The organism is Rhodopseudomonas palustris (assembly GCF_003226555.1).
In the GTDB taxonomy this organism is placed as follows: Bacteria; Pseudomonadota; Alphaproteobacteria; order Rhizobiales; family Xanthobacteraceae; genus Rhodopseudomonas; species Rhodopseudomonas palustris_I.
This window is the reverse complement of record NZ_QKQS01000006.1, coordinates 574,084-587,740: the sequence shown is the minus strand read 5'-3', so window position 1 is coordinate 587,740 and position 13,657 is coordinate 574,084. Positions and strand designations below refer to the sequence as shown.

The following is a 13,657-nucleotide window of genomic DNA, read 5'->3' as shown; positions in this document are numbered from 1 at the left end:
CCGTTCTCATTGACATCGATCTGACATGAAGCTGTCAGTTAACAACAAGTAAACTTCCCCCGCAAGTTGCGGCGATGTCCCTGTGCTTCGAATGCTCCATGTCGTCGGGGCATTTCGGCCAGATGGCCGGTCGCGTTGCGTGTTGTGTGATGCGGCTCGGAGTCTGCCTTGAAGCGCGTTCGCTCGATATCCCTCCGTACCGGATCGTCGCGTCTGGCGTACCGGTCGGTGATGCTGTGCGGAGCCAGCCTGTTCGTCCTGATGGTGGCGTGCACCAACGGCGAGGCCCGCAGCATCAATTCGATCGGGGGCGTCGCCCCCACCACTGCCGCTCAGGACGCCGCGAGCGCCGCCGCCGCGCAGGCGGCCGGCGCGGCCGCACAGGCACGGCAATCGCTCGATCGAGCGGCGGCGGCGCTCGCCGCGATGCGCAAGGCGCAGCAGGAGGCCGCCGCGATCGCGGCGCAGCCGACGCTGGCGAACGGCGCCGCGATTCCGAGCGGCGTCGCCGATGGCGGTTTGATGCCGACCGGCGGCGTCAGCGTCGGCGGGTCCTGCGGCGCGTCGTGCACGACGCTGAATCTGAAAACGCCGCAATCGTTCAACGGCGCCAGTTCGGAACTGACCCAGACCGTCAGCGGCGGCAAGACCAACGTCAACGTCACCCAGACCGCCAAGCAGGCGATTCTCAACTGGGACAGCTTCAACATCAGCTCCGACACGCTTCTGAATTTCGATCAGCAGGCGTCGGACTGGATCGCGCTGAACCGGGTCAATCCGGGCACCTCGCCGAACTTGTTCCTGCAGAATGCGCGGGCCAATAACGGCTGGACCAATCCGTCCTCGATCAACGGCCAGATCAACGCGCCGGGCGCGGTCTACGTGATCAACCGCAACGGCATCATCTTCGGCGCCGGCGCCCAGATCAACGTGCATTCGCTGGTGGCGTCGACGCTCGACGTCGGCAAGCTCGGCGACGATCAGGCCGCGCGCGACGCCTATTTCCTCAACACCGGCATCGGCAATCCCTACTCGTTTTCGCTGTTCGTTGCCGAGCGGACGCCGACACCCGGCAACGCCGACCCAGGCGGTGCCGCCACGACGCTGGTCCCGGGCAACGTCACGGTCGAGGCCGGTGCCGCGATCAGCGCCAAGATCGCCACCGACGTCGTGCCGCTGGGGTCGCCTGGATTCATCTACCTGTTCGGCGCCAATGTCGCCAACTACGGCACGCTGACCGCGCCGCAAGGCCAGGTCGCGATGGCCGCCTCGCGGGCGATTACGCTGACTCCGGGGACATACAGCGCGGCGGAGTTCCCGAGCAGCGTGCTGCCGAGCGGCGTGACCTTCCGCGGAACCGGGTTACAGTTACAGAACTACTCGGAAAGCTATCAGACGACCGCTGGTCAACTCGGCAATCCAACCAACCTCGCCTACTACCGCAATGAAACCACCGGCGTGGTCACCGGCGAAGTCACCCATGGCGGCCTGATCGAGACCCGGCAGGGCGTCACCACCCTCGCCGGCGACCGGGTCGCGGTCGCCGATCTGCTCGACGCCGACGGCAATCCCGTCCGTGACGCCGTGGGCGGGCTGGTGCGCGGGGTGATCTCGGCCGACACCAGTATCCTGCGCAACAGCATGGTACTGCTCCACGCCGCCACCAGCGTTCGGATGGACGGCATCATCAGCATGCTGCCCTATGACGACGGCAACACGCTGCCGATACTGAGCGGCGGCTCGAGCGACAGCAACTCCAGCACGGTGCAGAGCTTCATGCCGGCGTTCGTCGAATTGGCGGCGCAGCGCGAGGTCGGCATCAGCACGAACGGACTGATCTCGGCACCGTCCGCCACGGTATCTCTGAAGGCGGTCGCGCTCGGTGGCGGCGGCGTCACGCGCCAGCTCTTCAACGGCAATGGCACTACCAATGCGAGCGCCAAACCGACGCTCAGCGGGCCCCAGCAGGTGGTGCTGGCGGGCCGCAGCGCGGATGGCCCGGGCGCGACCATCGACGTCGCCGGGTTGCAGGATGTGGTGTTGCCGGCTTCGTACAATTTCGTCTCGTTCCAGCCGCGCGCCGAATTCGCCGACATGCCGCTGCAGCGCGACGGTGTTCTGTACGGCGAGACGCTGTGGATCGACATCCGCGCCTCCGGCACGCGCAGCGACGGCACCACCTGGGTCGGCACCCCGCTCGCCGACGCCAGCGGCTATGTCAATTCGAAGGGGCGTAGCATCTATCAACTGATGACCGCCGGCGGCCGCGTGGATTTCGGGACCGAGCTGAATGTCGACGATTCCGGTACGTCCGGCAGGCAGGTCGTGCTGGATGCAGGCTCGGTGGTCAACGTCGCCGGCGGCACCATCACCTATCTGCCGGGCATGGTTCCGACCACGCGCCTGATCGGTATCGACGGACGGATCTACACCATGGCCACCGCCAGTCCCGACATGATCTATGTCGGGATCTTCGGCCGGTTTACCGTCGATCACGCGCGTTGGGGGGCTCCGGAAAGCTGGACGCTGGGCGCGCAGTCGTACCAGCCCGGCTACACCGAGGGCCACGACGCCGGCGGCGTCAAGGTGACCACCATCACCCCGCAAATCGCCCTCGGCAACGAGTTCTATTTCGGCTCGGTCGCCGGGCAGCGCCAGATAAATCTCGGGCGCGCGCCGTCGGACACCACCGACTACACCAGCGGCAGCGCGGTGACGCGGCCGACCGCGTTGCAGGCCAGCGGCGACGAATTGCCGTCTCAGGGCTACCTGATCCTCAACACGCCCTCCAGCGTGCAGATCGGGTCGACGCCATCGGCCAATTTCGTCACCAACAACGCCAAGACCCCGCTGTCGGACGAAACACTGTCGAGTTACGGGCTGAGCGCGCTTTCGATCACCAGCTACGACCTGGTGCTGTCGTCCGGTAGCGCCGTTCGGCTCGCGGCGGGCGGTCGCTTCGAAGCGCTTGCCGGCGGTGCGATCGACATCGCGGGCTCGATCACGGCGCCGGGCGGCATGATCGACCTCACCACCAAACGCTGGCAAATCTCGAAAGCATTCCAGGACACGACCCTGCCGCTGCAGGCGCCGACGCACAACGGCCAGGCGATCGCAGCGGACGTGTTCGTGGAAGGCCTCCTCGACGTCAGTGGCCGCTTCGTCAACGACAACGCCAAGTTCGGGCTCGATGCCGCAGGGCCGGCCTTCATCAACGGCGGCTCGATCTCGATCACGACCAACAAGGACAGCGATCGTCTCAGTCGCCAGGACACCACGGGCAGTATCCGTTTGTCAGCGGGCAGCGTTCTCGATGCCTCGAGCGGGGCGTACATCTCACCCCGCGGCAAGTTCAAGACGGCCTCGAACGGCGTCATCGCCGGCAAGGGGGGCAGCATCTCGCTGGTGCTCTACAAGGGGTCGTTCGAGCCGCCGAACCAGCCGGACGCGGGCAACAACAATCCAATCGCGCCGTCACCCGACAGCAGCGTCGCGATCCTGCAACTCGACGGGACTTTGCGCGCCTACGGTTTCGAATCCAACGGCAGTTTGCTGTTGGGGACGGTCGGTACGGTGCAGATCGGCGGCGTGCTGCCGGCGGGGCAGACCTCGACCGTTAGAGTCGGCAGCGATCCGAGGTTTCCGATCGCGCTGCTCAACAATGGCGGCTTCGGCTCGTACACGCTGGAAACCGTTTCAGACGTCAGGTTGAAGGCCGACGGCAGTGCGGTGGCGGGCGGCCAAGCGAGCATTGTCGTCGCGTCGGATCTGACCTTGCAGCAGGTCAACTATGCGGGCGACGTCAACTACGCAGAGCTGGGAACAGGCACCAAGCTCGGCCGCGAGGCGTCGCAGTCGCCGGACACTCGGCTGGCTGTTCTGCCCGACGATCTGCGCAAGCCGGTCGATCTGACGCTGCGCGCCGACAACATCCTGCTCGACCAGGACGCCTCGATCGTCACTGATGCAAAGGCGAAGCTCAATCTGAGCGGCAGTCCCGACCGATCACTCGCGTCCGGTGCCGCGTTGTACGGGCGCGACACGCTCGCTCAGAACGTCCTGCTCCGCGGCAGCATCGTCGACCGTGGCGGCAGCCTGACCATCAACGCGGTCCGCACCTGGCTGGACGCCCGGAATCAGCAGCAGGCGCGGATCGACCTGTCCGGCACGTACATCGCCAGTTCGCGGTTCGGCCTGCCCGGCGGACCGGCGGCCAGCGGCACGATCATCGGCGGCGGCACCCTGACGATCGAGTCCGGAGCGCTCACTACGGTCACGGGAAGCAACAATCCCGTTCCCGCCGTGCCGGCCGCCGGATCGTCCTATGCGGTTGCTGGCGACGGACTCCAGGTCGATGTCTCCGGCTATGCCGGTCTGGTTTCTTATGTGAGCGGTCGGACGGTCACGCCGTACTGGTCGTGGGCAGACGCCGGCTCGGTCGAGATCGACTCCGGCGCATTCCTGTGGAACGGCTCGTTCGCGGCGCTTGGCGGCCGCTACCGCGACGCCGCCGGCAACTTTGCCGCGGAACCGCGCGCCAATGGCGGCACCATCGTTCTCGGCGGCGGCGCAATGACGCTGGCGCAGAGTTTCGATGCGCTGCGGCTGCCCAATGCGCCGGCCGCCGCGACCGGCCTGATGTCGCTGGCCCAGCTCTCGCAGAGCGTCGGGAGCTCACTGACCGTGTCGGCGGCGGTCGACAGGCTCTCGGCGTTCGAGAACGTGTACCTGTATGCGGGCGGCGCTCAGGGCGGGGCGGCGCGAATCTTCAACGACATCGCCGGGAATACTCTGAATCTCGGCGCGCTGGGATTGCAGACGATCATCGTCTCCGGATCGCTGAACTGGTCGGTCGCCAACCGGCTCGAAATCGCCGCGTCCTCAATCTTGAGCTTCGGCAACGGCAGCAACGTGACGCTGTCCGCGCCTTACGTGCTGCTGACCGGTGGCGGCGGCGCCGTGACCCAGGGGACCAATACAATCACGGTCGCCGCGCGGACCCTGGACGTCGAGGGCGCCACCTTCGCCGGCTTCCGTCAGGTCGATCTGCTGAGCTCCGGCGATCTGCGTCTCAGCACGCCGAAGGTCGCCAACAAGCTCGACACCACCACGGGGCTGATCAGCGGTCCGTCCGAATTCGCCGGCACGCTCGCGACCCATGGCGACCTGCTGCTCTCGGCGCAGCGCGTCTATCCGGTCTCGGCAGTGGACTTCACCATCAAGAGCACCGCCGGCGATGTCGCCTTCGCAGCGCCCGCCGGCAGCCAGACCGACATTCCGCTGTCCGCCGGCGGCAGCGTCACGGTGACGGCCGCGAACATCCGGCAGGGCGGCAATCTGTTCGCACCGCTCGGACAGATCACCCTGACCGGCAGCACCGGCACCAACGCCGACGGCAGCCGTCAGGGCGTTGTCCTGCAGCCGGGCAGTCTGACTTCGGTGACGCTGGCCGACACCACCGTGCCCTATGGCGCTACCCTGGACGGCAAGGGGTGGTACTACAATGCAAGTCTCAGCCCGCTGACGGCGCCGCCGGCCAAGGGCCTGACGCTCGGCGGCGCCAGCGTCGCGGTGGCGGAAGGCGCGGTGATCGACGTCCGGGGCGGCGGCGATCTGCAGGCGACCGAGTGGATCCAGGGCAAGGGCGGCTCGTACGATACGCTGGCCACGATCAATGGCGGTCTGAAGAACGCGACCGGAGCCGGGCCGGTGGTTTACGCCCTGGTGCCGAGCAGCAGCGACTCGGTCGCCGCGTTCGACATTCACTTCACCACCGCCAGAAGCCTCGATGCCGCGGGCCAGTCCGGCGCCAAGTTCACGCTGCCGAGCGGGCAGGTGTTGTATCTGCAGTCGGGCGACATCTATCCGCTGGCCGGTACGCAGATCACCATCGCCGGCGGCGATGGCATTCCGGCCGGCACCTACACGCTCTATCCGGCGCACTACGCCACTCTGCCGGGCGCGATGCGGGTAACCTATTTCGGTGATAATCTCGGCCGCAGCGTTCCGTCGGGCACCACGCTGCCGGACGGCACGGTGCTGGTCAGCGGGCATTACACCCAGTCGACATCGTCGCAGAAGCAATCGTCCGGCGAGGCGCTGTTCGCGATCCGCAGCAATTCCGTCTGGCAGCGTTACAGCGAGTATGCGTTCAACGGCGCCAACGCCTATTTCACCCAGCGCGCGAACAGCGACGGCACCAACGTGCCGCGGCTTCCGATCGACGCCGGCCGTATGGCTGTGCTGGCGCAGCAGGAGATCCTGCTCGCCGGCATGGCGCTGACCCGGCCGGCTGCCGGCGGGCGCGGCGGCGAACTCGACATTTCGGCCACCAAGCTCGCCGTGGTCGGGCACAGCCAGTATCTCGACCGGGCCAATCCTGCGAGCGTGCCGGCCGGCTACGTCGCGCTCGACGCCACCCAGCTCAACAATTTCGGCTTCGGCAGCATCCTGATCGGCGGCCTGCGCAGCGACGTCGATCCGGCGCTCGGCACGCTGATCACCCCGACGGCGACCAACGTGCTGGTCGATACCCGCGGCGAGTCGTTCGCTGCGCCGGAAATCCTGCTCGTCGCCGGGGCCGGGCAATGGCAGACCCTCAACACGCTGCTGGCGGTCGGTAACGGCTACGTCAACGTGCCACTCGCGGTCTTCGGGCCGGCGCCCGGCGAGGGCGAGGTCACGATCAGGTCGGGCAGTATCGTCGAGAACGTTGGCGCCTTCGAGGGCGGCGCCGGGCGCAACTACTACTTCGCGAAGCCGGACGGCGCTTATCTGCTCGCGGAGCAGATCGCGGCGGCGGTCGGCGGCACGCTCGACTCGACCGGCACCGTCATCACCGGCGCCGACCTCACCAAGCTGAACTCGACCTGGTACTGGAATAACTTCCAGAGCTCGAAGGCGCAGAGCGGCTTCGTCGGGTCCTACGTCCCCGGGCTCGGCGCGCTGTTCGCCGCCACCACCGACGGCGCACTGAATATCTCGGGCCCGACCGGCGTCACCACGCCGGAACTGACCATCCGCTTCGCCGACGTTCTATCCGGCGCCATCGCCGGCGTGCCGGTGTCGGGTACGGTGAATTCGACCAGCGGCGGTGTCGGTCAGGTCGTGCTGCCGGCCGGCGACGCCGGCAGCGTCACCATCGAGGCGGGCGCTCGGGTGTCGGCCGGCACCGTGACGATGCAGGCGACGAGGTCGAGCAGGGCGATCCAGTTCGCGCCGAGCGATCTGCATGCCGAGCGTCTGACGCTGGCAGCGCGCACCATCGGGCTCGGCACGAATTCGGCCGCGGTCGCCGTAGCGCTGCCCAGCGGCGCGCAGTTCGACGTCCAGTCGCTGACGCTGAAGACGCTGCTGGGCGGCTCGATCGGCGTCTACGGCGACTTCGCTCCGGGCGGCCGCGTCACCAGCCTGACGATGGACACCGCCGCGATCGTCGCGGCGTCCGGCGGCAACGCGCTGATCTCGCTCGACGCCGGATCGATCACCTTGTCGAATCTCGGCGCCGGCGGGCCACCGGCAAAGCTGCCCTCGGCAGGCGGCGCCAGCCTGACCCTGGCTGCCGACGATATCGTGTTCGGCGCCGGCTCGCAGCGCATCGCCGGCTATTCCAGCGTCGATTTCGTGGCACGTGACGGCGTCACGATCGCCGGTAGCGGCAGCCTGACGCTCGGAACCGGGCTCGATCAGGTCGACCTGTCAATGTACACCCCGATCGTGCGGGTCGGCAGCGCCGCCGCCGACGGTTTCACCATCTCGGCTACCGGCAGCGCCGCGCTGCTCGATGTCGGTGCGCGCAGCGGCGCGGCTGCGCGTCCGGAGGACAGCGACCAGCTCGGCGGCAAGCTCGTCGTCATTGGCAACCGCGTCGCCGTGGGCACGACGATCCAGGCGCAGGCCGGCACTATCGTGCTGGAAGCCACCGGGACCGACCGGCAGAATTCCGACGGCAGCACCACCGAGGCGGTGCGGCTGCTCGACGGCGCCTATCTGGCGGCCGGCGGCTACAAGCGGGTGCTGTTCGACTCCGACGTCTATGTGGCCGGCGGCAAGGTGCTGCTGCAGGCCGACAGCGGCGGCGCCGGCAGCGTGCGCACCGCCGCCACCAGCACGATCGACGTCGCGCAGCCGGCGGACGGCATCGGCTATGGCGGCGAGATCGAGATCTCGGCGGTCGCTGGCCGCGCGGTGTTGCTCGGCGATCTGCAAGGGCAGGGCGGGCCCGGCTTCGGCGGCCGTTTCCAAGTCGACGCCAAGTCGCTCCAGCTCGGCGCGGGCTATACCGACGATGTCGTGCTCGATGATCTGGCGGCCAGACTGCTGGACGGCGGCCTCACCGGCGCGATCGACATTCACACTCGCACCGGCAATCTGACGCTGTCGGCCGGCTCTACGTTGAAGGCCCATGCGGTCACGCTCACTGCCGACGACAGCACGTGGGACAGTGCCAACCCATCCCGGCAGTTCGGTCAGCTCAACATCTTCGGCACCATCGACGCCAGCGGCTATGCCGGTGTCACCCCGGACGGCACCGGTCAGGCCGGCGGCCAGGTCGGCCTCTATGCCGCAAATCAGGTGACGCTCGGCGGCACCTCCTTTATCCTCGCCTCGACGCAGCATGCCGACGAACGCGGCGGCGACGTCACCATCGGGATTCCGTGGGCGGCGGCGGGCAAGATCCGGCTGCAATCCGGGATGCGGATCGACGTCTCCGGCGGCACCAAGGGCGGCCTCAGCGGCGGCACCGTCACGTTCCGCGCGCCCGTGGACGGCAACGGCGACGCCAAGATCGTCGCCATCGACGCCACCGGCAACGAACGGCCGACCATCAGCGGCAGCGACGTCAGCATCCGCGGCGCGCGCGCGGTCACCGTCGAGGGCTTCATCTCCTTCGACACTGTCGGCAGCAGATACGGCATCGACGGCTCGACGCTGGGCTGGGACGGCGTGATCGATCCGGCGGGCCTGTACGACGGCAACGGCAACCGCGTGCTGAGCGGCACCTGGACCGGGGTCACCGGACGCGCCGTGGTGATCACCAATCCCGGCAGCGGCTATACCAGCAAGCCGGTGATCCTGCTGAACGGCACGCCGTTCGTGATCGTGGCGATCATGGGGCTGGACAACAACATCAGGCTGAACGCGGCCGGTCTTCCCGCCAATCTGTCGAATGCGCCGGTGACCTTCGCTGCTCCGACCGACACTGCCGCCGGCGTCACGCGTGTCGCGGCCCAGGGCGTCGTGAGCACCGACGCGAGCGGAACGCCGACGCTCACCATCACCAATCCGGGCAGCGGTTATCTCAGCCGGCCGGCGACGGCGACGATCACCGTCGCGCCCGGCGTCACCGTGACCGCAACCGTCAGCGCCGGCGGCATGCAGGTGGTCGGCACAACCCCGGTTCCCACGGGGACGACTCCGAACACTGTCAATTTCGTTTCCGGCACCGCCCGGATCGAGGTGCAGACACGCAACAATTACACCGGCACATCGAACGCGGCCGGTGTCTTCACCCCGATCGGCAACTACGTCCCGGTCGGAACCTATAATTCCGCCACTTACGACCCGAACGGCACCACCCAGACAGCGGTGTTCCAAGCCGATGGCCTGCACGGTCAGTTCTTCGGCAAAACTCTGGTGCAATTCGCCCAGGGCGACCTGATCCTCAACGGGCAGAACTACGGCTTCGACGGTCTGATCAGCCGGCTGTCGCCGCTGGCGCAGGATCTCGGCGCCGGCGTGGTCCATGTCCGGCCGGGCGTCGAACTGGTCAATTCCAGCACGTCGAAGAATGCCGGCGACATCACCGTCAAGCAGAACTGGAATCTGGCCTCCGGCGCGGCCTACAATCTGCAGACCAACGGCAGCAACGGCAGCAAATACGTCCACACCTACGACAACGCCAATGTGGCGCAGCAGAGCTACGTCACCTTCGACTATCGTCTGGTCGCCGATTACGGCACCGGCGGCAAATCGATCGAGGCCGGCGCGCTGACGCTGCGGGCGGTCAACGACGTCCGGGTCGACGCCTCGATCTCCGACGGCTTCTTCCAGTTCCGCAACTATCAGGACGGCACCTACGTCGCCGCGCTCGCCAGCTATCTGGCGACCTACAAGCGCGGCACCGACCAGACCCTCGCCGACTGGAGTTCTCCCGGCTATCTGTTCTGGCTGAACTCCTACGGCGCGGTGCCGATCGCGCCGTATCGTGCTCAGGCCAACGGCGTCAGCCCCGGCTCGGTCGACCTCGCCGCAGCCGACCTGTTCCCCAATCAGCTTCGGGTCTGCGTGTCGAATTGCGGCAGCCCCAACAGCGTCGGTACCGCGCCGGCGAACGCCGAGATCGTCACCGTCACCGATCCGGGCTCGTGGAGCTACCGGCTGGTCGCCGGTGCCGATCTCGCCAGCGCCAATCCGGATGCGGTGCAGCCGCTGTCGAGCTCGATCTACGCGCCGAACGCGGCGCAGTCGAACTCGGTCCGCAGCGTGATCGTCGACAAGCACACCTCGTATACGCAGACGCTCTATACCGGCTCGGGACTGACGACCGCGACGGTCGATCTGTCGACCATGGTGCGCACCGGCACCGGCAACATCACCGTCGCCGCCGGCAACAGCGTCGTGATGGCCGACACCGCTGCGCCCGGCGTCATCTACGCCGCGGGCGTCAACACCCCGCGGCTGATCGATCCGCAGTACCGAACCGTCAACGGCGCGGTTGTGGTCGGCAACACCGCGAGCAACCCGGATCTGCTGTTCTTCGAGCCGCAGTTGCTGCTGAACGGTTCGTCGAGCGCCGCCGTCTCGGTCGCCTATGGTCCGCCGACCGCGGCCGCGTTCCCGCACAAGGGCGGCGACGTCGTGGTCGAGGCGCAATGGGACATCATCGGCTACAGCGGCACCGGGACCCGATCGAACTATCAGTACTACAAACCCTGGCTGGTCGCCGACATCGAATTGACGCCGGCCGGAAGCGCTTCGGCCGCTGCGGCGATCGACCTCCGCGGCCAGGGCGTGTTCCAGCCAATCGGGACCAGCATCGCCTCGCAGACGGCGTGGTGGATCCAATACGCCAGCTTCCAGCAGGGGATCCTGAGCGCCGGCGGCAACGTCACGGTGCAGGCCGGGCGGGACCTCAACGACGTCTCGGTGTCGCTGCCCACTACGGGCCGCGTCTCCGGCGGCCTGACCGCGACCTCGACGCCGATCACCCATATCTACGACAGCGGCAATATGAGCGTCAGCGCCGGCCGCGACATTCTCGGCGGCTCGTTCTACCAAGGCTCTGGTCACGCCGTGATCAAGGCCGGCCGCTCGATCGGCGCCGCCGCCACCAAGCTGGCCCGGGGCAACCTGGCGCTCGACAACGTTCCGCTGCTGGCGGTCGATCTCGGCCGGATCCAGATGATCGCTGCCGGCACGCTGTCGATGGGCGGCGTGGTCAATCCCGCCGCGCTGCACCGCCAGCACAGCAGTTATGCCAGCACCAACTCGGCGATCTATATGGACACCTATGGTCCCGACAGCGCGGTGGCGCTGATGTCGGCGAGCGGAGACGTGTCGATCGGAATCGCCTTGCCCACCATTACTACCACCGGCGTCACGGCCAACGCCTCGGGCGCGTATCCCGCCAGCTTCGAGGCCATCGCCGCCAGCGGCGACATCGTCACGCGCGGCCTGGAGGTGACAGCAAGCGGCGTCCAGTTCGGCCTCGCCGGCATGATTCTGAGCGGCTCCGAGCATGGCGAATTCGAGCTTCTGGCGCAGGGCAGCATCGACCTGACCTTCGGCGTCACCATCGCGTCGCGTGCTCCGGTTATTTCCGCCGGCCCGTCGCTGCTCGACAAAGCCTTCAACCCGTTCCGGCCGGCAGAGTGGTTCGGCACGCATTCCGGCGACCGCAGCTATGGCGGAACCTACAGCGAGGCGGTGCTGGCCCATGCCGACGACGACGCGATCGCCCGCATCTACGCGCTGACCGGCGACATCAAGGCTGCCGCCTACACCAATGTGACAACCGGCGCCACCAACCGGATCGAGATCAACCGGCCCGCGCAGGTTAGGGCCGGCGGCGACATCGTCGATCTCAACCTGCTGGCGCAGAACATCCGCCGCAGCGACGTCAGCAGCGTCATCGCCGGCGACGACCTTTACTACACCGGCGACAATATCGGCGGCGGACTGCAGATCGCGGGACCCGGCTATTTCGTCGTCGAGGCCGGCGGCGATCTCGGCCCGTTCCTACCCGCCGCGGACAACGTCCAGTCGAAGGTGATCGCGCAACAGGGTATCGTCTCGCTCGGCAATGCCAGCGCCAGTCCGGTCGGCAACGCCGATCGCCTGACCAATGCGAACGGCGGACCGACCGGAATCTACAACGCCGCCTTGCTCGGCCCCGCCGCGAAGCCGCGTCGCAACGCTCTACTCGGGTCGGAAGGGGCCGATCTCATCGTCCGGTTCGGCGTCAAGAACGGCATCAACTACGACGGCGTGTTCGCCACCTACGTCGATCCGGCGGGCGCGTCGCTGGTCGCGCACAACTACTTCGCCGAGATGGTGGCGTTCCTCGGCCGCGTCGGCCAGGAGCCCGGCGACGATCCGGTGGCGACTTTCAGGGCGCTGCCGCAGAGCCTGCAGCAGGTGTTCCTGGGCCAGGTCTATCTCGCCGAGCTGAAGGCCGTCGCCGCGAGCGGCGACGCCGATCAGGTTGCGCGTGGTTACCGGGCGATCGAGACCATGTTCCCGTCCAGCTATGGCTACGGCGACCGCGCGGTGAAGAACAATCTCGACCTGCTGCACGCCACTATCCAGACCAAGCTCGGCGGCGACATTTCGATCTTCGGTCCGCAGGGCGACATCATCGTCGGCTCCCTGGTACCGGAGCCGAATCCGCTGCTCAAGCTCAGCGATCTCGGCATCCTGACGCTGGGCGGCGGCAATATCAGCACCTTCACCGACGGCAGCGTATTGGTCAATTCCAGCCGCGTCTTCACCACCCAGGGCGGCGACATCCTGATGTGGAGCTCCAACGGCGATCTCGACGCCGGCCGCGGCTCCAAGACGACGTTGTCGCAGCCGCCGCTGGAAGTGTTGTTCGACGCCAACGACTACCAGTCGATCGATCTCGGCGGCTTCGTCAGCGGCGCCGGCATCGGCGTGCTGAAGAGCTCGAAGGTGGCGCGCAGCTCGAACCTGTATCTGCTGGCCCCGCGCGGTCGGATCGACTTCGGCACCGCCGGTGTTCGCTCGTCGGGTGAAGTCTTCGTGGTGGCGCCGGTGGTGCTGAACGTCAGCAACATCTCGGCCGCCGGTCCGGTCACCGGCGTGCCCTCGGTGTCGCTGCCGAGCCTCAGCGGTTCGCTCGCGACCTCCTCGAACGCCGCCGGCGCCGCGGCGCGGACCGAGCAGCCGACCGCCGGCGGTAGCCGCGGTCAGGCTTCGATCTTCATCGTCGAGGTCGTCGGTTACGGCGGCGGCGATGGTGGTGCGACCGGCGCGGTGCCCTCCGCCGAGACGCCTTCCTCCTCGACGCCGCCGGCGACGGGTGCGCCATCCTCGCGTTCCGGCAACGGCCGGGACCAGGACGAAGAAGAACGGCGGTAGGGCGGCGACACCAATGCGGTGGTGTCCGATGCGGTGGTGTCGGTCGGTGACGCTG

1 protein-coding gene is annotated in these 13,657 nt (G+C 67.6%); it reads left to right on the top strand.

Annotated elements, in window-relative coordinates; all coding sequences use genetic code 11:
* Positions 1–168: 168 nt before the first annotated feature.
* Positions 169–13,602 carry a filamentous haemagglutinin family protein gene (locus tag DNX69_RS04555; RefSeq protein WP_133255969.1) on the top strand — a complete coding sequence of 4,478 codons (13,434 nt, stop codon included), beginning with the start codon at positions 169–171 and terminating at the stop codon, positions 13,600–13,602.
* Positions 13,603–13,657 lie beyond the last annotated feature (55 nt).